This window comes from Acidimangrovimonas sediminis (genome assembly GCF_002871005.1).
Taxonomy (GTDB): Bacteria; Pseudomonadota; Alphaproteobacteria; order Rhodobacterales; family Rhodobacteraceae; genus Acidimangrovimonas; species Acidimangrovimonas sediminis.
Window position 1 is genome coordinate 1 of the sequence record NZ_PHSN01000002.1, and the last position, 22,633, is coordinate 22,633.

At 67.8% G+C, this 22,633-nt stretch carries 19 protein-coding genes; 16 read left to right on the forward strand and 3 right to left on the reverse strand.

All coding sequences use genetic code 11. The features are described from left to right. Positions 1-899 (reverse strand): pilus assembly protein TadG-related protein (locus CVV76_RS01915; RefSeq protein WP_199178472.1); only part of this gene is annotated, 899 nt, incomplete at its 3' end. Between the two features lie 605 nt (positions 900-1,504). On the opposite strand from CVV76_RS01915, the gene CVV76_RS01920 reads away from it, so the two are divergent. The 11 genes from CVV76_RS01920 to ribD all read left to right on the forward strand — a co-directional run bounded on the left by CVV76_RS01920 (position 1,505) and on the right by ribD (position 15,573). Further along, positions 1,505-2,929 (forward strand): Glu/Leu/Phe/Val family dehydrogenase, encoded by a 1,425-nt coding sequence (locus tag CVV76_RS01920; protein WP_102222946.1) that lies wholly within the window; start codon positions 1,505-1,507, stop codon positions 2,927-2,929. A gap of 330 nt (positions 2,930-3,259) precedes the next feature. Continuing rightward, positions 3,260-4,522, forward strand: coding sequence for a sarcosine oxidase subunit beta family protein (locus tag CVV76_RS01925; RefSeq protein WP_102222947.1), 1,263 nt, complete (start codon positions 3,260-3,262; stop codon positions 4,520-4,522). A gap of 7 nt (positions 4,523-4,529) precedes the next feature. Beyond that, entirely contained in the window at positions 4,530-4,796 is a 267-nt protein-coding gene (locus CVV76_RS01930; protein WP_102222948.1) for a sarcosine oxidase subunit delta, read from the forward strand. A gap of 133 nt (positions 4,797-4,929) precedes the next feature. Then, positions 4,930-7,869, forward strand: a complete 2,940-nt coding sequence (locus CVV76_RS01935; RefSeq protein ID WP_102222949.1) for a sarcosine oxidase subunit alpha family protein — start codon at positions 4,930-4,932, stop codon at positions 7,867-7,869. Further along, positions 7,862-8,401 (forward strand): sarcosine oxidase subunit gamma, encoded by a 540-nt coding sequence (locus CVV76_RS01940; protein WP_233192674.1) that lies wholly within the window; start codon positions 7,862-7,864, stop codon positions 8,399-8,401. Before CVV76_RS01935 ends, CVV76_RS01940 begins: the two co-directional genes overlap by 8 nt. A gap of 276 nt (positions 8,402-8,677) precedes the next feature. Then, positions 8,678-10,693: a DNA primase gene (gene dnaG, locus CVV76_RS01945; RefSeq protein ID WP_102222951.1), complete on the forward strand. Its 2,016-nt coding sequence runs from the start codon at positions 8,678-8,680 to the stop codon at positions 10,691-10,693. A gap of 101 nt (positions 10,694-10,794) precedes the next feature. After that, positions 10,795-12,792 (forward strand): RNA polymerase sigma factor RpoD, encoded by a 1,998-nt coding sequence (gene rpoD, locus CVV76_RS01950; RefSeq protein ID WP_102222952.1) that lies wholly within the window; start codon positions 10,795-10,797, stop codon positions 12,790-12,792. Between the two features lie 187 nt (positions 12,793-12,979). Then, the gene (locus CVV76_RS01955; RefSeq protein ID WP_102222953.1) at positions 12,980-13,402 is read left to right on the forward strand and encodes a hypothetical protein; all 423 of its coding nucleotides are present in this window, start codon (positions 12,980-12,982) and stop codon (positions 13,400-13,402) included. Positions 13,403-13,415: 13 nt separating this feature from the next. Then, positions 13,416-13,832 carry a secondary thiamine-phosphate synthase enzyme YjbQ gene (locus CVV76_RS01960; RefSeq protein ID WP_102222954.1) on the forward strand — a complete coding sequence of 139 codons (417 nt, stop codon included), beginning with the start codon at positions 13,416-13,418 and terminating at the stop codon, positions 13,830-13,832. Positions 13,833-13,985: 153 nt separating this feature from the next. After that, entirely contained in the window at positions 13,986-14,453 is a 468-nt protein-coding gene (nrdR, locus tag CVV76_RS01965) for a transcriptional regulator NrdR (RefSeq protein WP_102222955.1), read from the forward strand. A gap of 4 nt (positions 14,454-14,457) precedes the next feature. Next, positions 14,458-15,573 carry a bifunctional diaminohydroxyphosphoribosylaminopyrimidine deaminase/5-amino-6-(5-phosphoribosylamino)uracil reductase RibD gene (gene ribD, locus CVV76_RS01970; protein ID WP_233192675.1) on the forward strand — a complete coding sequence of 372 codons (1,116 nt, stop codon included), beginning with the start codon at positions 14,458-14,460 and terminating at the stop codon, positions 15,571-15,573. Between the two features lie 102 nt (positions 15,574-15,675). Here ribD and CVV76_RS01975 read toward each other — a convergent pair whose 3' ends face one another. Then, entirely contained in the window at positions 15,676-16,665 is a 990-nt protein-coding gene (locus CVV76_RS01975; protein WP_102222956.1) for an alpha/beta fold hydrolase, read from the reverse strand. Positions 16,666-16,669: 4 nt separating this feature from the next. Then, complete coding sequence (locus CVV76_RS01980) at positions 16,670-16,957, reverse strand: SCP2 sterol-binding domain-containing protein (RefSeq protein WP_102222957.1); 288 nt, start codon at positions 16,955-16,957, stop codon at positions 16,670-16,672. Between the two features lie 177 nt (positions 16,958-17,134). On the opposite strand from CVV76_RS01980, the gene CVV76_RS01985 reads away from it, so the two are divergent. From CVV76_RS01985 to CVV76_RS02005, 5 genes are all read left to right on the forward strand, one after another. Further along, positions 17,135-17,779 carry a hypothetical protein gene (locus tag CVV76_RS01985; RefSeq protein WP_233192676.1) on the forward strand — a complete coding sequence of 215 codons (645 nt, stop codon included), beginning with the start codon at positions 17,135-17,137 and terminating at the stop codon, positions 17,777-17,779. Between the two features lie 7 nt (positions 17,780-17,786). Then, positions 17,787-20,813: a helicase-related protein gene (locus CVV76_RS01990; protein WP_102222958.1), complete on the forward strand. Its 3,027-nt coding sequence runs from the start codon at positions 17,787-17,789 to the stop codon at positions 20,811-20,813. A 4-nt stretch (positions 20,814-20,817) separates the two neighbouring features. Next, positions 20,818-21,225, forward strand: a complete 408-nt coding sequence (locus CVV76_RS01995) for an RNA-binding S4 domain-containing protein (protein ID WP_233192677.1) — start codon at positions 20,818-20,820, stop codon at positions 21,223-21,225. 51 nt (positions 21,226-21,276) lie between these two features. Then, positions 21,277-21,615, forward strand: coding sequence for a ferredoxin FdxA (gene fdxA / locus CVV76_RS02000; protein ID WP_102222959.1), 339 nt, complete (start codon positions 21,277-21,279; stop codon positions 21,613-21,615). 396 nt (positions 21,616-22,011) lie between these two features. Then, positions 22,012-22,521 carry a CarD family transcriptional regulator gene (locus tag CVV76_RS02005; protein WP_102222960.1) on the forward strand — a complete coding sequence of 170 codons (510 nt, stop codon included), beginning with the start codon at positions 22,012-22,014 and terminating at the stop codon, positions 22,519-22,521. Positions 22,522-22,633: the final 112 nt, after the last annotated feature.

Sequence of the window (22,633 nt, forward strand, 5' to 3'; positions counted from 1 at the left end):
TCTCCCTTGTTGATCATGTCGCTGACGATCGGCTGCGCCGCGGGATCGAGCAGCGCCACGCCCCATTTCATGCCGACGTCGATCGAGGTGTTGCCGCCGGCCTTGAGCCCGTCGATCATGCTGTCGAGCGTCGATTGCGTGCCCGAGAACGGCAGGATGTAGCGGCTGGATTCGAGCGGGCACACCCTCCACGAACTGCCGGGATCCAGCCACGGCGAGTGGTAGGAGGTGCCCCATGGATCCCAGTTCGCGGCCTGCTGGATCTTCTCGGTCAGCGCGATCGCCGTCTGGGTGAAGTCGCTCGACGAGAAGTCCACGCAGTAGCTGTAATCATGATCCTTGGTGGTATTGAAATACGAAAACAGTTCGGGCCCTGCCGTCACCTGCGCCGCGTAGGGAATGATAGAGATCGACAGCTTGCCGGGGTCGACGGTGTTGAACATCTTGCTGACGAACTGGGTCGCGGCGGTCTTGAGGTTGCCGATCTTGTCGCTGGTGTTCATCGAGCCGGAGACGTCGAGCACCAGCGAGATCTCGACGTTGCCGATCGCCTCTTTCGCCGTGCTGTTGGCGCTGGGATCCAGCGTGTCGACGCCCAGCATGCTCATGAAGATCGAATTCACCTGGCCCGAGGCCGTCGCCGTCACGGTGCGGGCGTTGATGCTCGATGTGACCGTCACGTCGCTGGCGGTGATGTAGTCGCCGAGGCCCGCCTTGTCCATGTAGTCGAGGACCACCGAGGTCGGATCCTGGGTCTGGTCGAGGTTCGCCGCCGCCAGCGTTGCGGCGTCGAGCGTGTTCTGCAGCCTGGACCGGAGCATTTCATAGCGCAGGACGTCGATCGACATCCCCGAGACGACAAGCATCCCGGTCAGCATCAGCAGACCGAACACGAACATCGCACCGCTTTCGTCATCGCGGAAACGGGTTAGAGTGCGGAACCGGGTCAGGGCACGGCGGCGCATCCGCGAGCGAAGGCGTCGCGTCGCGGCGCCTTCAGTGTTGGCGCATGGCATGACGGATTCTGCACAGGATTTCTGCGTCTTCCACATCACTCTTCCTCTGCCGGGTGATCCCGGTACCCAAAGTCCCCAGCAGCGCGTGCCACCCGGCATGCGGAAGCCCAATCCAACGCCTATTTGCCATGGGGGTTGGGGCGAAAATGAGGCGCAACCGCGGTCGAAACCCGACGGATCGAACATTTCCGGCGATGATCCTGGGGCGATGCCCGGATCTGTTCGTCATTTGGCAACCAATAGGGGCGAAAACGGCGGAAACCGGCGTGTTTCGCCCTTGCCCCGCCCATGGCCCTGCCGATGTGCAGACCGGCACGCCTGGCGGTGCCGGGCGCCCCAGGAGGCGATTCGCCCAGGGGCGGGCGTTCTGCGCGGTGCCGCGCGACGGGGGGTGGCGGTCCGGCGCAGGGGGCGTATACCGGCGGGGCGAACCAAGCCCCCCGCCTCAGGGCCGAGCAGCCCCGGGGGGCGCCAGCTGGGAGAGAGAGATGGCCGCAATGAGCGAACCGAGTTTTCGCGAATCCGTCGACATGATGTTCAACCGCGCGGTGCAGGTGATGGACCTGTCGCCGGGGCTGGAACAGAAGATCCGGGTCTGCAACTCGACCTACACCGTGCGCTTCGGGGTGCGTCTGAGGGGCAAGATCGAGACCTTCGTGGGCTACCGCTCGGTGCATTCCGAGCACATGGAGCCGGTCAAGGGCGGCATCCGCTACGCCACCTCCGTCAACCAGGACGAGGTCGAGGCGCTGGCCGCGCTGATGACCTACAAATGCGCGCTGGTCGAAACCCCTTTCGGCGGCTCCAAGGGGGGCTTGTGCATCGACCCGACCCAGTACGAGGAGCACGAGCTGGAGCAGATCACCCGGCGCTTCGCCTACGAGCTGATCAAGCGCGACCTGATCAACCCCTCCCAGAACGTGCCGGCCCCCGACATGGGCACCGGCGAGCGTGAGATGGCCTGGATCGTCGACCAGTACCAGCGCATGAACACCACCGACATCAACGCCCGCGCCTGCGTCACCGGCAAGCCGCTGAACGGCGACGGCATCCAGGGCCGGGTGGAGGCCACGGGGCGCGGCGTGCAATACGCCCTGCGCGAATTCTTCCGCCACCCAGAGGACCGTGCGAAGGCCGGCCTTTCCGGCACGCTCGACGGCAAGCGCGTGGTTGTGCAGGGCCTCGGCAACGTGGGCTATCACGCCGCGCTCTTCCTCTCGACCGAGGACGGCGCCCGCGTCACCGGCATCGTCGAACGCGACGGCGGGCTGTGGTCCGAGGACGGGCTCGACGTCGAGGCGGTGCGCCAGTGGCTTGTCGCCCATGGTGGCATCAAGGACTATCCCGGCGCCACCTATGTCGAAAAGGGCGCGACGCTTCTGGAGGCCGAGTGCGACATCCTGGTCCCGGCGGCGATGGAGGGGGTGATCAACCTCGCCAATGCCCACCGCATCCAGGCGCCGCTGATCGCGGAGGCCGCGAACGGCCCCATCACCTTCGGCGCCGACGAGATCCTGCGCGCGCGCGGCAAGGTCATCATCCCCGACCTCTACGCCAACGCGGGCGGGGTGACGGTCAGCTATTTCGAATGGGTCAAGAACCTCACCCACATCCGCTTCGGCCGGCTGGAACGCCGGCGCGAGGAAGCCCGTCACCAGCTGCTGGTGGACGAGCTCGAGCGCCTCTCGGCCGACCGCGGCTGGCAGCTCTCGCCGACGTTCAAGAGCCAGTACCTGCGTGGCGCGGACGAGCTGGAGCTGGTCCGCTCTGGCCTCGACGACACGATGCGCTCGGCCTATGGCGAGATGCGCGCGCTCTGGCACGGCCGCGAGGATATCGCCGACCTGCGCATCGCCGCCTTCGTGGTGGCGATCGACCGGGTCGCCAAGGCCTACCGGTCCAAGGGGCTTTGAAGGCCGGGCCGGGGGCCAGCCCCCGGACCCCCGGGATATTTCCGCTCAGAAGAAGGGGAGAGGTCTTGCTTTCTTCTGAGTGAAAATATCCCACGGGGGTGCGGGGGTGTGAAACCCCCGCAGACTCGGCGCGTGCGGAGCGCCCCCGGGTGGATGCGGCGCGGGGGCGGCAACGGCCTTGTGGTGGCCCCGTCGTTTCCTCAGGGGCGCCTCGGGGTCGCAAGCGAGACAGGATCTGTCGCGGTTGGAGCCGGTTTCCGTGCCGGGGGCCATTGAAGTTCGTGCCAAGAGGCGCTTCACTCGCCTCGGTGCGTCGGGCAGGGGGCCAGGATGGGGATCTTCAGCGGCTATTCCGGGCTTCGGGTCATTGCCGAGGGGCTGACCGGCAACAAGGGCTGGAAGCCCGTGTGGCGCGACCCGGCACCCAAGGACAGCTATGACGCGATCATCATCGGTGGTGGCGGTCATGGGCTGGCGACCGCTTTCTACCTGGCCAAGAACCACGGGATGACCAACATCGCGGTGCTCGAGAAGGGCTATCTCGGCTCGGGCAACATCGGGCGCAATACCACCATCGTGCGCGCGAACTACTTCCTGCCGGGAAACTCCGAGTTCTATTCGCATTCGCTCAAGCTCTGGGAAGGGCTCGAAGCGGAGCTGAACTACAACGTGATGCATTCGCAGCGCGGCATCATCAACCTGTTCCATTCGGACGGTCAACGCGACGCGGCGGCGCGGCGCGGCAATGCCATGGTGAACCAGGGCGACGATGCGGTGCTGCTGGATCGGCCGCGCCTGCGGCGGATGCTGCCCTATCTGGATTTCGACAATGCGCGGTTCCCGGTGATGGGGGGCCTCTATCACGCCCGCGGCGGCACCGCGCGGCATGATGCAGTGGCCTGGGGTTATGCCAGGGGCGCCGACATGCGGGGCGTCGACCTGATCCAGAACTGCGAGGTCACGGGGATCGACATCCACGCCGGCCGGGTGACCGGGGTGCAGACCACGCGTGGCCCGATCAGGGCGGGCAAGGTGGGCATGGTCACCGCAGGCCGATCGGGCCAGACGGCGGCGATGGCCGGGATGCGGCTGCCGGTTGAGAGCCATGTCCTGCAGGCCTTCGTCACCGAAGGGCTGAAGCCTGCGATCGACCATGTCGTGACCTTCGGCATGGGGCATTTCTACATCTCGCAATCCGACAAGGGCGGTCTCGTCTTCGGCGGCGACATCGACATGTATGCCTCCTACGCGCAGCGCGGCAACTTGCCGGCGGTGGAGCATGTGATGGAGGCGGGGATGGCGCTGATGCCGATGATCGGGCGGGCGCGTGTGCTGCGGTCGTGGGGCGGGATCATGGACATGACGCCCGACGGATCGCCGATCATCGACAAGACGCCCATCGAGGGGCTGTTCGTCGATTGCGGCTGGAACTACGGCGGGTTCAAGGCGGTGCCGGCCTCGGGCTGGTGCATGGCGCATCTGATGGCCACGGGCGAAAGCCACGAGGTCGCCCGCCGCTTCCGCCTGAACCGGTTCGAGACGGGGCATCTTCTGGATGAAGAAGGCACCGGCAGCCAGCACAATCTGCACTGAGGCATCCATGCGCATCACCTGCCCCCATTGCGGCGAGAGAGACCGGCGAGAATTCTATTATTCCGGCGCCGAGGATTACCTGCACCGTCCCGGCGAGGGGGCGGAGCCCGCGGCCTGGGACGCCTACCTTCACCTGCGCGACAACCCCGCCGGGGTGACGCGCGACTTGTGGCACCATTCGCTGGGCTGCGGGGCGTGGCTGGTGGTCACCCGCAACACCGTCACGCACGCTGTGCTGGGGGTGGAGACGGTGGAGAAGGAGCAGGACCAATGACGCTGTCCGGTGGCAGGCATTTTGCGCTGCGGATCGCGCCCGGTACCGAGGGTGGGGCGCGATCCGGGGCGGCCGCCCCGGGAAGGGGCGAGTTGGTACGCGCCGCGCAGCACTTTGAAGAAGGAAGCCCCGCATGAGGATCCCCGGCGGCCTGATCGACCGATCGAAGCCGATTTCCTTCCGCTTCGACGGCCACCAGATGAGCGGCTACGCGGGCGACACCCTTGCCTCGGCACTGATCGCCAATCGCGTGCGCCTCGTCGGGCGCAGCTTCAAGTATCACCGCCCGCGCGGGATCCTGACCGCCGGATCGGAGGAACCCAATGCGCTGGTGCAGATCGACCAGCCCGGCGGCCAGAGCACGCCCAACACCCGCGCCACGGTGCAGGAGCTTTACGAGGGGCTGAGCGCGCGCAGCCAGAACCGTTTCCCCTCGCTCGCCTTCGACCTGGCGGCGGTGAACGATTTCGCGGCACCGATGCTCAGCGCAGGGTTCTACTACAAGACGTTCATGTGGCCGCGCGCCTTCTGGGAAAAGCTTTACGAGCCGCTCATCCGCCGTGCAGCGGGGATCGGTGCGCTGTCGGGCAAGCCTGACGAGGACGCCTACGAAAAGGCCTGGGCCTTCTGCGATGTGCTGGTGATCGGTGCCGGGCCCGCGGGCCTGATGGCCGCGTTGGCGGCGGGGCGGGCCGGGGCGGACGTGATCCTCGCCGACGAGGATGTACGGCCCGGCGGGCGGCTTCTGTCCGAGCGCGAAGAGGTGGGCGGGAGCGCCGCCACCGACTGGGTCGCGGGTGTGGTGGCCGAGCTTGAGGCGCTGCCCAACGTGCGGATCATGACCCGGACCAGCGTGGCGGGCGCCTATGACGGCGGCACCTACGCGGCGCTGGAGCGGGTGTCGCTGCACCTTGGCGAGCCGGGTGATCTGCCGCGCGAATGCTTCTGGCGGATCGTGGCCAAGCGCGCGGTGTTGGCCGCCGGTGCGCTGGAACGCGGCATCGCCTTTCCGTCGAACGACCGCCCCGGCGTGATGATGGCGGGCGCGGTGCGCTGCTACCTCAACCGCTATGCCGCGGTGCCGGGTCGCCGGGCGGTGATCTTCGCCAACAACGACGGTGCACGCCGCACGGCGGCGGATCTGAAGGCCGCGGGGTTCGAGGTGGCGGCGGTGATCGACGTCCGTCCCGACAGCTCGGCCGTGGCCGACGGCCCGGTCTATCGCGGTGCGCAGGTGACGGGGACCGAGGGGCGGCACGGGCTGACCAAGGTCTCGTTCCGCCACGAGGGCGCGCTGCACGAGGTGACCGCCGACTTGCTGGCGGTCTCGGGGGGCTGGAACCCCTCTGTGCACCTGACCTGCCACATGGGCGGGCGCCCGGTCTGGAACCCCGATCTTGCGGCATTCCTGCCGAAGGAGGGCGCGATCCCCGGCATGATTGTCTGCGGCGCGGCGGCGGGGGTGTTCTCGACTGCCGGGTGCCTGTCCGATGGCGCGGCCAAGGGGGCGGAGGCGGCCTCCGGCCTCGGCTTCACCGCTCCCGCGCCCGAGATCCCCGAGGCCGAGGACGCGGCCTATGCGCTGAAACCCTTCTGGATCGTCGAGGGCAAGGGGCGCGCCTGGCTCGACTTTGCCAACGACGTGACGGCCAAGGACGTGCGGTTGGCGGCGCAGGAGAATTACGCCGGCGTCGAGCATATGAAACGCTACACCACCCAAGGCATGGCGCCTGACCAGGGCAAGAATTCGAACGTCGCGGCGCTGGCGATCCTTGCCGACGCGACGGGACGGGGGATCGAGGGCACGGGAACCACGACCTTCCGCCCGCCCTATTCGCCGGTGTCGATCGCCGCGCTGGGCGCGGGCGGCCTGCACAAGGGGTTTGCGCCCGAACGCTTTACCACCTCGCACACGGCCGGCGCCGAGCGCGGCGCGCCGATGATCGAGGCGGGGCTGTGGTACCGACCCGGCTATTTCCCCCGGCCGGGTGAACGCAACTGGCGCGACAGCTGCAACCGCGAGGTCGGCTACGTGCGGAACGCGGTCGGCATCTGCGACGTCTCCACACTGGGCAAGATCGACATCCAGGGCACCGATGCGGCTGCCTTCCTCGACCTCGTCTACGCCAATACCTTCTCGACCCTGAAACCGGGGCGGGTGCGCTACGGCCTGATGCTGCGCGAGGACGGCCATGTCATGGACGACGGCACCACCGCCTGCCTCGGCCCGGACCACTACCTGATGACCACCACCACCGCCGCGGCGGGCGAGGTGATGCGCCACCTCGATTTCGCGCGCCAGGCATTCTGTGCCGGGCGGGATATCCACATCGCGTCGGTCACCGAACACTGGGCGCAATTCGCCGTGGCGGGGCCGAAATCACGCCCGCTGCTCGACACGCTGCTGGATGCGCCTGTCGATCCGGAGACGTTTCCGTTCATGGGCTGCGGCGAGGTCTCCGTCTCGGGTGTGGCGGCGCGGCTCTTCCGGATCTCGTTCTCGGGCGAACATGCCTACGAGATCGCGGTGCCGGCCCGGTATGGCGAGGCGCTCTACCGCGACCTCGTGGGCCGGGCCGAGACGCTGGGCGGCGGCGCCTACGGGATGGAGGCGCTGAACGTGCTCAGGATCGAGAAGGGCCTGATCACCCATGCCGAGATCCACGGCCGCATCACCGCGGGCGACATCGGCATGGGCCGGATGGTGAGCGCGAAGAAGGATTGCATCGGCAAGGCCGCTTCGCAGCGCCCGGGGATGCGCGAGGGGCCGGAAGCGGGGCGCGAGGAGTTGGTAGGCCTGCGCCCGCTCAATGCCAAGCACGAGATCGCCTCGGGCGCGCATCTCTTCCGCGAGGGGCACCCGGCGGTGCGCGAACATTCCGAAGGCTACGTGACCTCCTGCTGCTGGTCGCCGACGTTGCAGAGCCATATCGGCCTTGCCTTCCTCCGGGAGGGCCGGGGGCGGCATGGCAGCCGGGTTCGGATGAAGGACCACCTGCGCGGGCTCGACACGCTGTGCGAGGTGGTGGATCCGGTGTTCTTCGACAAGGACGGAGGGCGGGCGCGTGGCTGATCTGATCGCGAAATCGGCGCTGGAGGGGCTGGTGCCGGTGACCCATGGCGCGCTGGTGCTGTCCGACGCGACGCCGGCAGCGGTGACCTCGGTCGCGCCGTTTCGGGGCAAGGGGCGCGCGGTGGCCGAGGCGCTGGCCCCCATGGGCCTGACCTTACCCGCGCCGAACCGGATGGAAACTGGCCCGGTCGGCCGGATCGTCTGGTTCGGGCCGGGGCAGGCCCTTCTGCTCGACGCGGCCCCCGGGCCGCTTGCCGGGCTGGCGGCGCTGACCGACCAGAGCGATGGCTGGGTCGGCCTGCGGCTGGCCGGCCCCGGCACGGAAGAGGTGCTGGCCCGCCTCGTGCCGATCGACCTGCGCCCCCCGGCCTTCGGCCCGGGCGCGGCGGCGCGCGCGCCGCTCGGTCACATGACGGGGGTGGTGATGCGCGCGGACGACGGGATCGAGATCCTCGTTTTCCGGTCGATGGCGCGCACGGCGGTGCACGAGATCGCCACCGCCATGCGCCAGATCACCGCGCGCGAGGGCTGAACCCTCCTCGCGGCCTTCGGCCGCTCGTCGTGGGAACGCGCCGGAGGCTACCCCCGTCCCGGACCCGCACCCGCCGCATCCGCGGGGGTTTCACACCCCCGCACCCCCGTGGGATATTTCCACTCAGAAGAAGACAGCCCCTCTGTACTTTCTGCTCGAAAATATCCCGGGGGGTGCAGGGGGCAGCGCCCCCGCCGCGACGGTTCGGCCGGCGGAAGGGTTGGGGGGCGATTGGCATCTGGACAGCGGGGGCTCTGCATCGGATATGCTGGGCGCATGAGTCTCCCGCCCGGTTTCCTCGACGAATTGCGCAGCCGCACGCCGCTTTCCCAGGTGGTGGGCCGCAAGGTCACGTGGGACATGCGCAAGTCGAACCAGGGCAAGGGCGATTTCTGGGCGCCCTGTCCGTTCCACCAGGAAAAGAGCGCCTCGTTCCATGTCGATGACCGCAAGGGATTCTACTATTGCTTCGGCTGCCATGCGAAGGGCGACGCGCTCAGCTTCGTGCGCGAGACCGAGAACGTGGGCTTCATGGAGGCGGTCGAGATCCTCGCGCGCGAGGCCGGGATGCCGATGCCCGCCCGCGATCCCAAGGCGCAGGAGAAGGCCGACCGGAACACCGAGCTTGCCCGGGTCATGGAGGCGGCGGTGCAGTTCTACCGCCTGCAGCTCTCTACCGGGCAGGGGACGGAGGCGCGGGCCTATCTTGACGGGCGCAAGCTCACCGATGGCGCGCGCCAGCGGTTCGAGATCGGCTTTGCGCCCGCGGGGTGGCAGACGCTCTGGGATCACCTGCGCGGCAAGGGCGTGGCCGAGGATCTGATCCTCGGCGCCGGGCTTGCGAAGGCCTCGACCAAGGGCAAGCAGCCCTACGACACGTTCCGCAACCGGATCATGTTCCCGATCCGCGACGCGCGGGGGCGGGCGATCGCCTTCGGCGGGCGGGCGATGGATCCGAACGACAATGCCAAGTACCTGAACTCGCCCGAGACACCGCTCTTCGACAAGGGGCGCAGCCTTTACAACCACGGGCCGGCACGGGAAGGCGCGGGCAAGGGCAAGACCCTGGTGGTGGCCGAGGGCTACATGGACGTGATCGCGCTGAGCGAGGCGGGGTTCACGGCGACGGTGGCCCCCCTCGGCACCGCGATTACCGAGGATCAGCTGCGCCTTCTGTGGCGGATCTCGCCCGAGCCGGTGATCGCGCTCGACGGCGACAGCGCAGGGCTGCGCGCGGCGATGCGGGTGATCGACGTGGCGCTGCCGATGCTGGAGGCCGGGAACGGACTGCGGTTCTGCCTGCTGCCCGAGGGTCTTGATCCCGACGACCTGATCAAGACGCAGGGCGCGGCGGCGATGCAGGCGCTGCTTGAGGGGGCGATCCCGATGGTGAACCTGTTGTGGCGGCGCGAGACCGAGGGGAAGGTCTTCGACAGTCCCGAGCGGCGCGCGGCGCTGGACAAGTCGTTGCGCGCGACGATCAAGAAGATCGCCGACCCCTCGATCCGCAGCCATTACGGCGAGGTGGTGGCCGACCTGCGCCGCGATCTTTTCGGGCAGGGGCGCGCCCGCGAAGGCGGTGGCGGCTTTGGCGGCGGCTTCGGAGGAGGCTTTGGCGGCAGGGGTGGCGGCCGGGATTTCGTGCCGAACCCGGCTTACCGGGGCGGCGGCGGTCGGGGGCGGTTTGCGCAACTGCCGGTGGCGCCGACGGAGGGGACCAAGGGGTCGCTTCTCGTTTCGGGGGGCGACATGGCCGAGGAGCGGCTGCGCGAGGCGGTGATCCTGGCCGTGCTGATCACCCACCCGGTCCTGATCCCGGAATTCGAGCACCAGATCGAGGATCTGGACCTGACCGGTCCGGGCCATGCCCTGTTGCGCGGCGCGCTTTTGCGGCACGCGGACCTGGGTGATGTGGAAAAATTGAAGGAAGAAATCGCGCGCGATGCGGGCGATGCCCTTGAAACGCTGTTCTCGCTTGGCCATGTCACGACGGCACCGCCCGTGCTCAAGACCGAAGACACCGACCTTGCCCGTATGTGCCTGGCAGAGGAACTTGCGAAACTCGATGCGCGGCGCGGCGTCCGGAAGGAGATCGAACACGCGGTCGAGGATCTGGGAGGGCTGGCCGACGAGGGGGTCACGTGGCGTCTTGGGCAGGCGGCGGAAGCGATGGCGCGGGCCGGCCGGTCGGACCTCAATGATTCGGGCGACCTGGGGGAGGACCGCACGGCGTTGTCCCAACAGCTACAGGCGCTGATCGACAGCCAGGTCTGGGTCAAGAAAAGGCACTGAATGCCTTTCCTGCCCTGTGATTCGAACTAATGATTCTATAGAACAATGCGAATGATTCGTTACAGCCCGCCGAATCATCCCGCCGGTAACCAGGAGTGACCATGGCCATGAAGGACACCGACGACGCCAAGACCGAAGAGCAGGAGGCCGATGTCACGCTCGACATGAGCCAGGCGAAGGTGAAACGGATGATCGCCGACGCCAAGGAGCGCGGCTACATCACCTACGACCAGCTCAACGAGGTCCTGCCGCCGGAACAGGTGTCGTCCGAACAGATCGAGGACGTGATGTCGATGCTCTCGGAGATGGGCATCAATGTCATCGAGAACGACGAGGCGGACGAGGAGGATGGCGACCAGAAGGGTGGCCAGGTCGTCGAGACCGGCTCCGGCTCGCGCGAGGTGGCGCTTTCGACCTCGACGTCGGAGACGCTCGATCGCACGGACGACCCGGTCAGGATGTACCTGCGCGAGATGGGCTCGGTCGAGCTTCTGTCGCGCGAGGGCGAGATCGCGATCGCCAAGCGGATCGAGGCCGGACGCAACACGATGATCGCCGGGTTGTGCGAAAGCCCGCTGACCTTTCACGCGATCACCATCTGGCGCGACGAGCTTCTGAACGAGGACATTCTGCTGCGCGACGTCATCGACCTCGAGACGACCTTCGGGCGCTCGATGGAGGATGACGACGAGGAGCTGGAGGGCGTCACCGGCGCGGCCAGCACCGACAGCGAAAGCAAGTCGCAGCGCAGCGAGCCGGAGCTGGACGCCGACGGCAACCCGCTGTCGCGCGAGGATGACGGCGACGACGATGACGACGACCAGTCGAACATGTCGCTGGCGGCGATGGAGGCCGCGCTGAAGCCGCGCGTGCTGGAGACGCTTGAACAGATCGCCCACGATTACGCAGCCCTGGCCGAGATGCAGGACATGCGGATGTCGGCCACGCTGAACGAGGACAACAGCTTCACGCTGGAGGCCGAGCAGGCCTATCAGAAGCTGCGCTCCGAGATCGTGCTCCTGGTGAACGAGCTTCACCTGCACAACAACCGGATCGAGGCGCTGATCGACCAGCTCTACGGCATCAACCGCAAGATCATGTCGATCGATTCGAACATGGTGAAGCTGGCCGACCAGGCCCGCATCAATCGGCGCGAGTTCATCGACGAATATCGTGGGTACGAGCTTGATCCCGCGTGGCTTGACCGCATGGCGGCCAAGGATGGCCGCGGTTGGAACGCGCTGATCGACCGTTCGCGCGACAAGGTCGAGGATCTGCGCGCCGAGATGGCGCAGGTCGGCCAGTATGTCGGCGTCGACATCAGTGAATTCCGCCGCATCGTGAACCAGGTGCAGAAGGGCGAGAAAGAGGCCCGCTCGGCCAAGAAGGAGATGGTCGAGGCCAACCTGCGCCTCGTGATCTCGATCGCCAAGAAGTACACCAACCGCGGGCTGCAGTTCCTCGACCTGATCCAGGAAGGCAACATCGGCCTGATGAAGGCGGTGGACAAGTTCGAGTATCGCCGCGGTTACAAGTTCTCGACCTATGCGACGTGGTGGATCCGCCAGGCGATCACCCGTTCGATCGCCGACCAGGCGCGGACCATCCGCATCCCGGTCCACATGATCGAGACGATCAACAAGCTGGTCCGCACCGGCCGCCAGATGCTGCACGAGATCGGCCGGGAGCCGACGCCGGAAGAGCTGGCGGAAAAGCTGCAGATGCCGCTGGAAAAGGTTCGCAAGGTGATGAAGATCGCCAAGGAGCCGATCTCCCTCGAAACCCCGATCGGGGACGAGGAGGACAGCCAGCTTGGCGATTTCATCGAGGACAAGAACGCGATCCTGCCGCTGGATTCCGCCATTCAGGAGAACCTGAAGGAAACCACGACGCGGGTTCTGGCCTCGCTCACCCCGCGCGAGGAGCGGGTCCTGCGGATGCGTTTCGGCATCGGCATGAACACCGACCACACGCTGGAAGAGGTTGGCCAGCAGTTCTCGGTCACCCGCGAACGGATCCGCCAGATCGAGGCGAAGGCGCTGCGTAAGCTCAAGCATCCGAGCCGCTCGCGCAAGCTGCGCAGCTTCCTCGACCAGTGATCGAAGGGCGCCCTGCGGGGCGCCTTTTTCGTCGTGTAGGGTGCGTTTCAACGCACCTTTTCTCTGCGCCAACTCTCAGCTGCGTTGAAACGCATCCTGCGGATCGAAAAATCGGCAGGACCTGTCACCCATTGGCCTTTTGCCCGGTTCCACCTATCTCTAGGGCAGTCCCAACCCGGAGTCCGCCATGCGCCTCGCCCTCGTTGCCCTTCTCGCCGCCGGTGCCCTGTCTGCCTGCAGCCTGCCCCAGCCAAAAAGCGAGGTGGCCGGGCGCTACCTTGCCAAGAACCAGCTCTGGGTGACCTCGACCGGGCCGGGGACGTTCCGCGTCGAGCCGGGGCCGGGCACCGACGACGGCCCCGGGTCCTACTGGTGCGCGGCGGGTGAATTCGCGCAGGTCATGCTCAACCAGGGTGCCACGACGCAGATGTACCGCACCTCGCCGCCGCCGCGGCATACCGGGCAGGGGATGGACTTCTCCCTTTCGCCCGAGAATGCGCAGAAGTCGGGTATCGTGCGCTTCGGCAACTCGGGCCCCGGCTTCTCGGTGGGCGAGGCGACGGGCAGCTTCTGCCCGATCATGCCGGTCGTGGCCTTCGGTGGCGATTGATCCGGGGCGACGGATGCAGATTCGGATCAGCGTCGACACCCACGGTCCCGGCCTGACCGAGGTCACGCCCGAGGTGGCGCGCTGGCTGAAGGGGGTAGGCGATGGCCTGCTGACCGTCTTCGTGCGCCACACCTCCTGTTCGCTGCTGATCCAGGAGAATGCCGATCCCGAGGTGCGCACCGATCTGGCCGCGTTCCTGACGCGGCTGGTGCCGCCGTCCGACGATCCGTCGATGTCCTACCTGCGCCACACCTACGAGGGGCCGGACGACATGCCTGCCCATATCAAGGCGGCACTGCTGCCGGTCAGCCTTTCGATCCCCGTGGCGGGCGGGCGGATGGCCCTGGGCACCTGGCAGGGCATCTACCTCGTCGAACATCGCCGCGCCCCGCACCGGCGCGAGATCGCCCTGCATTTCCGCCCCGATTGACCCTTTCACGCCGCCCCCACGAAGGGCCAGGTGCGGCGGATCGGACTCAGTCGTCCCTCGCGATGTTGTGGGATGAAGAGGCCCCTACCCAAACTCTGGAGGGTGGCCTATAGTACCTGTGGATAACACGGAACCGACCCCCGAGGAGAGCCGATGCGCTGCCCCTTCTGTGGAAATATCGACACGCAGGTGAAAGATTCCCGGCCTGCCGAGGATAACGTCGCGATCCGCAGGCGGCGCTTCTGTCCCGCTTGCGGCGGGCGCTTCACCACCTACGAGCGGGTGCAGCTGCGCGACCTCGTGGTGATCAAGTCGTCCGGCAAGCGAGAGGATTTCGACCGCGACAAGATGGAACGCTCGATCCGCATCGCGATGCAGAAACGCCCGATCGAGCCGGAGCGCATCGACCAGATGATCTCGGGCATCGTGCGGCGGCTGGAAAGCATGGGAGAGACGGACATCCCATCGAAGACGATCGGCGAGATCGTGATGGAGACGCTGGCCCGGATCGACACCGTGGCCTACGTGCGTTTCGCAAGCGTTTACAAGAACTTCCAGGCCGCCGACGATTTCGACAAGTTCGTTTCGGAACTGCGTCCCGACGATCATCTCGACCACTGAAGCGATGAACCCCGCAGCCGAGGCCGAGGGCGACCGCCGCTTCATGTGGCTGGCGCTGACGCTGGGCCGGCGCGGGCAGGGCCGGTGTTGGCCCAATCCCGCCGTCGGCTGCGTTCTGGTGCGCGACGGCCGGGTGGTCGGGCGTGGCTGGACCCAGCCCGGCGGCAGGCCGCATGCCGAGGTGGTGGCGCTGGCGCAAGCGGGAGAGGCGGCGCGTGGCGCGACGGCCTATGTCACGCTTGAACCCTGCGCCCACCACGGCAAGACGCCGCCCTGCGCCAAGGCGCTGGTCGGCGCGGGGGTGGCGCGGGTGGTCACGGCGCTGGGGGATCCCGATCCGCGGGTCGCCGGGCGTGGTCACGACATCCTGCGCGCGGCGGGCATCGCGGTGACCGAAGGGGTGGAGGCCACAGCGGCGCGGCGCGATCATGCCGGTTTCCTCAGCCGGGTGACGCAGGGCCGTCCGCTGCTGACGCTGAAACTGGCGTCGAGCCTCGACGGCCGGATCGCGACGGCAAGCGGCGAAAGCCGATGGATCACCGGGGCCGAGGCACGCCGCCGGGTACATGCCCAGCGGATGGCGCATGACGCGGTGCTGGTGGGCGGGGGCACGGCCCGGGCCGACGATCCGCTGCTGACGGTGCGCGACATGGGGGCCGCGGTGCAGCCGGTGCGGGTGATCGCCGCGCGGCGGCTCGATCTGCCCGACGACGGGCGGCTTGCGGGCAGCCTTGGCGAGGCGCCGCTGTGGCTGGCCCATGATCCGGGCCAGACGCGGGAGGCGGCCGCGACCCGCTGGCAGGGGCTTGGCGCGCGGCTGCTGCCTGTCGCGGCGGGGGTGGATGGCCAGCTCGACCCGCTCGCGCTGCTCGGGTCGCTGGGGCAGGCGGGGCTGACCCGCGTCTATTGTGAGGGCGGGGGGGCCTTGGCGGCCTCGCTTCTGTCGGCGGGGGCGGTGGACCGGCTGGTGGTGTTCCAGGCGGGCCTCGCGCTCGGGGCCGAAGGGCGCCCGGCGCTGGGTGCGCTGGGTCTCGGCGCGCTGGCCGAGGCGCCGCGGTTTCGCCAGACCGGGGCCGAGGCGGTCGGCGCCGATGTCATGACCACGTGGGAGAGGGCCTGAGGGGGCACCGATCGCAGTACGGGCCGCAGTACGGGCCGCGTCATGGGTCACAGTCGGGCTAGTCACAGCCGGGCTAGGGTGCCGCTACCCCAAGGTGGCGCCCTAGCGGTGCGCCGCGAACAGCTCGGCGGCGGCGTCGAAGAACTGCGCCCGGGTGGTCGGCGTCTCCATCATGATCTCGTGCTCGGCGCCGGGCACCCGGACCAGCAGCGCACCGGGCCAGCTTGCAACCCGGCCCTCGACCGCGGGCACGCGGACGATGCGCTCGTTCATCCCGAGGAAGGTGATCATCGGCATCTTCGGCGCCTTGCGGCGGCACAGCCGGCGACATTCGTAGAGCGCCTCGTAGAGCCAGTGGATGCTTGGGCTGCCCAGCGACAGCTCTGGGTGGGTGGTGACCTGACGCTTCATCATGTCGAACATCGCCCGGTCGGTGGTGAGGGTGTTGTCCTCGAACGGTGCGTCGGCGACGTAGGTCACCGGCCCGCCACCGGGAATGAAGCGGTCGCCAAGCCCCGCGTTGCGCGCGATGGTCGAGACGCCCCAGGCCACGGGCACCATCGCCGGCGGGATGAAGATGCCCCACATCGGGGCCGAGAACATCGCCGCCTTGATCTGAAGTCCCTCGTAGATCGCGCGCAGGCCGATGGCGCCACCCATGGAATGGCCGACCAGGTACCAGGGCCGGGGCATGTCCAGCCGCTCCGCCGCCGCGATGACAGCCTGCAAGTCGTTCTGATAATCCGCGAAGCGCGCGACGTGGCCCATGTTGCGCTCTGCAAGGGGGCGGTCGGCAAGGCCCTGTCCGCGCCAGTCGATGGCAAGCATGGCATAGCCCCGGGCCGCGAAATCGGCGGCGGCGGGGGCGTATTTCTCGACATATTCGGTGCGGCCCGGCAGCAGGAGCACGGTGCCGCGCTCTCCCTCCGGCCAGAAGCCCGCGCGCAGGCGCACTCCGTCGCGGGCGGTAAGCCAGAGGCAATGCGCGGGCGCGGGCCCTTCCGAGACATCGTCGTGGAACGGGGCATCGGCGGGCGGGGCATCCGGGGGCCCGCCGTCCTTGATCGCGCTGGGATCCGGGGCGACCGCCATGGCGTCAGGCCAGCGCCGAACCCAGCTGCATCGCCAGTCCCATGTTGCCGTCGATCGACAGCTTGCCCGACATGAAGGCCGTGGTGGGGTTCAGGTCGCCCTCGAGGATCGCGCGGAAGGTTTCTGCGTCGGCGGTGAGCGTGACGTCGGCTTCCTCGTCGCCCGCGTGGACGTTGGCGCCGTCGACCATGATGGAGCCCTCGCCGGGGATCGTGAACTTGGCCTTGCCGTCGAAATCGCCGTCCATCTTGGCCTGCAGCGCGGTGACGGCCTGGTCGATCAGTTCGCTCATCTGGGAAGATCCTCCGGTAGGTTGCTTTGGCGCCCCGGGGCCGGGCTCCGTGGCATTCGGCCACTGGCAATTCCCGGCGTGTGGGCTACACTCGTCACCGTTATGGGTAGTCGCGGCACATATCTCAACCATATCGTTGCGGCAGTTGCCCTCGGGCTTCTGCCGATGGCTGCCTTGATGACGAATGCGGCAGCGGCCGATGTGGTTCCGGGTCAATCCGCGCCCGATGCCACCCCCGATCCTTCGGCGCCCAAGCCCAGGCTTCCGGGCCCGGTGCCGCCCGGTCAGCCGCTTCCGCTGCCCGGTGGGGATGCGCAGGCGGGCAGGGCCCCGGGCGAGGCGCCGGAACCCGACACCACGAAGCTGCTGAACGAGCTGAAATCGGACGATCCCAGCGTCTGGCGCAAGGCGCAGTCCGACCTGTTGCGGGCGTGGTCCTCTTCCGGGTCGGCGTCGATGGACCTGTTGCTGGCGCGCGGCAAGGCCGCCATCGAAACCAATCATACCGACGCGGCGATCGCCCATCTGACGGCGCTGATCGACCATGCGCCGGGCTTTGCGGAAGGCTACAACCTGCGCGCCATGGCCTATTACCAGGCCGGACTGTTCGGCCCGGCGCTGTCGGACATCGGCAAGACACTGGAACTGAACCCCAAGCAGTTCGGGGCGCTTGCCGGTCTGGGAATGATCCTGGAAGGCAGCGGATTCGACAAGAAGGCGCTCGAGGCCTACAAGGCCTCGGCCGCGATCGACCCGCACCAGTCGCGGGTCAACGACGCGATCCACCGCCTCGAGGCGGCGGCGGCGGGCGAGGAGCTCTGATCAGAAGATGTTGCAGCGTCCCGGACGGGTCACGGCGGTCCTCGGACCGACGAACACCGGCAAGACCCATTACGCAATCGAACGGATGCTGGCGCATCGCACGGGGGTGATCGGCCTGCCGCTGCGCCTGCTGGCGCGCGAAGTCTACGACAAGATCGTGGCGATTCGCGGCCCATCGGTGGTGGCGCTGGTGACGGGCGAGGAACGCATCGTGCCCGAGCGCACCCAGTACTGGGTCTGCACGGTCGAGGCGATGCCGGTGGGGATCGGCGCCGATTTCGTCGCGGTGGACGAGATCCAGCTGTGCGCTGACCCCGACCGCGGCCATGTTTTCACCGACCGGTTGCTGAACGCGCGCGGTCTGCACGAGACTCTGCTACTGGGGGCGGACACGATGCGCCCGGCGATCTCGGCGCTGGTGCCGGGGGCTGGCTTCGTGGCGCGGGAACGGTTTTCGGAACTGCGCTATGCCGGGTCGAAGAAGATCAGCCGGATGCCGGGCCGGGCGGCGATCGTCGGGTTTTCGGTGGAAAACGTCTATGCCATCGCGGAACTCATCCGCCGCCAGAAGGGTGGCTGCGCGGTGGTGATGGGGGCGCTTTCCCCCCGCACGCGCAACGCTCAGGTGGAGCTTTATCAGAACGGCGACGTCGATTACCTCGTGGCGACCGACGCGATCGGAATGGGGTTGAACCTCGACGTGCGGCATGTCGCTTTCTCGGCGCTGTCGAAGTTCGACGGCCATCGGATGCGCCCACTGCACATCCCGGAAATCGCCCAGATCGCGGGTCGGGCCGGGCGGCACCTGCAGCCGGGATCCTTCGGCGTCACGGGCGAGGCGCGGCCGCTTGAGGAAGAGGTCGTCGAGGCGGTGGAGAACCACCAGTTCGCACCGGTGCGCAAACTGCACTGGCGCAATGGCGCGCTGAACTTCGGCACGATCGACCGGCTGATCGCCTCGCTCGAGCAGCACACCACCGACGAGTGGCTGACACGTGTGCGCGAAGCTGACGATCTGGGCGCGCTGAAAACTCTTTCGGCAATGGAGGAGGTCCGCGACCGCGTTACCTCGCCGAAAGACGTGCAAAGGCTGTGGGACGTCTGCCGGATTCCCGATTTCCGTGGTATATCCGGGGGGGAGCATGCGGGCCTTCTGGCGCGGATCCACGGTTTCGTTCACGACGGTGGGCGGGTGCCGACGGATTGGCTGGCCGGCCGCGTGAAACAGATCGATCGGCCAGACGGGGACATCGACGCGATCTCCAAGCGCCTGGCGTTCATCCGGACGTGGACCTATGTCGCGCAACGTGCGGGGTGGGTCGATGACGAAAGTCATTGGCGCGGGGAAACTCGCGCGGTAGAAGACCGCCTGTCGGATGCGCTTCATGCGCGGCTGACCCAGAGATTTGTCGACCGGCGCACATCCGTGCTTATGCGCCGGCTGAAGCAGAAGGAGACCCTCGTGGCCGAGGTGAACGACAAGGGCGAGGTGACGGTTGAGGGCGAATTCATCGGCCGTCTCGAAGGGTTCCGCTTCCGCAGGGACGCTTCGGCTACGGGCGATGAGGCGAAGACGCTGAGCCAGGCCGCCGTGCAGGCGCTGGCGCCGGAATTCAGCCTGCGCGCCGACCGGTTCTACAACGCGCCGGACACCGAGTTCGACTTTACCGAACAGGGTGGCCTGATGTGGGGCGACACCGCGGTGGGCAAGCTGGTGGCCGGGCCCGACGTGATGGCGCCGCAGGCGGTGGCCTTCGTGGATGAAGAGGCCGGGCCGGATGTCGCCCAGAAGGTGCAGCGCCGGCTTCAGCATTTCATTGACCGCAAGGTGGCCGCGCTGTTCGAACCGCTCCTCGCGCTGAAGCGCGACGAAACGCTGACGGGCCTGGCCCGCGGCGTGGCGTTCCAGCTGGTCGAGGCGCTGGGGCTGATCCCGCGCCAGACGATCGCGTCCGACATCAAGTCGCTGGATCAGGAGGCGCGGGGCGCGCTGCGCCGCCACGGCGTGCGCTTCGGCCAGTACACGATCTTCCTTCCGGTCCTTCTCAAGCCCGCGCCGACGCGGCTGCGGTTGGTGCTGGCCTCGCTCGCGCAGGGCGCCGACACCTTCCCCGAAAGCCCGCCGCCGGGCCTCGTGACGATCCCGGTGGTGCCGCAGGTGCCGCAGGCGGAATACACGCTGGCCGGCTATCACCCGGCTGGCAGCCGCGCGATCCGGATCGACATGCTGGAACGCCTTGCCGACCTGCTGCGCGCCTGCGACAGCCGCGGGGGCTTCGAGGCGACGCCGGACATGCTCTCGATCACCGGCATGACGCTGGAACAGTTCTCGGATCTGATGGAGGGCCTCGGCTACAAGGCCGAGAAGGGCGAGCGGGCCAAGGTGAAGGCGGTCGAAGCCGCGGATCCGGCGACGTCGCCCGAGACGCCTCCTGCGCCAGGCCCCGACGTGCCGCCCGAGACCCCGCCGGAGCCGGGCCCAGATACGCCCCCCGATACGCCCCCCGACACTCCGGCACCGACCCCGCCCGAAGAGGCACCGGGCGACCTGCCGCAGGAAGCGCCACCCGAGACGCCGCAGGAGGTTCCTGCGGATCTTCCGCCGGAGACCGTGCCGGTGCCGGGCCCCGACCTGCCCAACCCCGACCTGCCTGGCCCCGCCGTGGCAGAGGCTGCGGCCGATGCCGAGCCGGCGGAAATGGAGACCTTCTTCACTTTCACCTGGGCGCCGCGTCCGCGCGGTCCGCGCCACGACGGCAAGCGCGGCCGCAATCAGCAGGCCTCGCAGGAGGGTCAGGGCGATCGTCCGCGCGGTCGCGACGGTCGGAGCGATGGCAAATCGGGCGGCAAGCCGGGCGGCAAACCCGACGGCAAGCGTGGCAAGCCCGGTGGCCCCAAGGGCAAGGGTGGCCCGCGCCGCGAAGACGGCGGCAAGCAGCGCAGCTTCGAGGCGCGTCCGCCGCGCCGCGAGAAGCCGATCGACCCCGACAACCCCTTCGCCGCCGCGCTGTCGGGGCTGAAGGACAAGCTCTGATACCTTGAGCGGGACCGCGCCCGACACGCAGATTTCCGGCAGCGCGCCGCGCGCGACGCTGCGGCTGGACAAGTGGCTGTGGCAGGCGCGGTTCTTCAAGACCCGCAGCCTGGCGGCCAAGGTGGTGTCGGACGGGGCGGTGCGCGTCAACGCGCGCCGGGTCACGAAGCCGGCGCAGGCCGTCGGGGCGGGGGACACGCTGACCTTCGCCGCCCACGACCGGGTGCGCGTCGTCAGGATCCTTGCGGTGGGAATAAGGCGCGGCCCGGCGCCCGAGGCGCAGGCGCTCTATGAGGATCTTTCGCCAGCGCCGGCGGAGCGGGACCGGGGGGCGCCCGTGGCCGAGGGTCCGCGCCCGACGAAGAAAGATCGCCGCATCCTCGATCAAACCCGCCGCGACCTGCTTGAATGATCCGGTCATTGGGGCTAGCTACCCAAGACGTCGGAAGAACGGAGCCGCTACATGACCTATGTTGTGATCGACAATTGCATCGCGTGTAAATACACCGATTGCGTCGAGGTCTGTCCGGTGGATTGCTTCTACGAGGGCGAGAACATGCTCGTCATCCACCCCGATGAGTGCATCGACTGCGGTGTGTGCGAGCCGGAATGCCCCGCCGACGCGATCCGCCCGGACACCGAGCCGGAGATGGAAAGCTGGGTGGAGTTCAATCGCAAGTATTCCGAGCTCTGGCCTGTGATCGTCACGAAGAAGGATCCTCTGCCCGAGGCCGAGGAACGCGACGGCGAGACGGAGAAGCTGAAGAAGTACTTTTCCGAGGCGGCCGGCGAAGGCAGCTGAGGGGCGATTCGCCCGCCCGGGCGGCGTCGTGACGCACGTGCATCGGCCGGGAGTGCGGCGGCCGCCGCCAAGGGATGACCAAATTTCCGAATTGGTTCGTCCCGGCAAGGGGTTGCAGGACGTTCCTGCGGTGAACGCGATGCGCGATGGGGTGTTTTCCCTCACGTCGCCGTGAGGTCGCTCATCTTTGCGCCGCTTTGAAACGCGGCCTTTTTGTGCTATATAAGTTTCACAAAAGAACTGGACGCCTGACCCGAAGCCATCCGCAGAGCTGCTCGCCTGTGAGGTGGATTTTATGTCCGAAGCCGACTTGGATCACCGGGAAGCCCTGCCTCCCGGCGTGATCTTGTCGCGTCTCGACACCCCGGGAAGGGCGACATGCGAGGATGCGACTGGATGACCAAAACCAAGAAGAACGAATTCCGCCCCAATGACTTCGTCGTCTACCCTGCCCATGGCGTGGGCAAGATCGTCTCGATCGAGGAGCAGGACATTGCCGGACTGCGGCTGGAACTGTTCGTGATCTCGTTCGAGAAGGACAAGATGACGCTGCGCGTGCCGACCAACAAGGCGGTCGAGGTCGGGATGCGGTCGCTGTCGACCCCGGACGTCGTGACCAAGGCGCTCGACACGCTGAAGGGCAAGGCGCGGGTGAAGCGCGCGATGTGGTCGCGCCGCGCTCAGGAGTACGAACAGAAGATCAACTCGGGTGATCTTCTGTCGATCGCCGAGGTTGTGCGTGACCTGCATCGCAGCGACGACCAGCGCGAGCAATCCTATTCCGAGCGTCAGCTGTACGAAGCGGCGCTTGAGCGCCTGACCCGCGAAGTGGCCGCCGTCTCGGGCACCGACGAGATGAACGCCCAGAAGCAGGTCGACGACGTCCTGCTGTCGCGAGCGGCCTGATCCGCGACCGGCCGGGCGGCACCGCCGCCCCTTCATTGAGCTTCGAACGCCTCCGCAGTGGCCCTGCGGGGGCGTTTCGCGTTTCGCCCCCCCCCCCCCAGTTGGCGCGCGG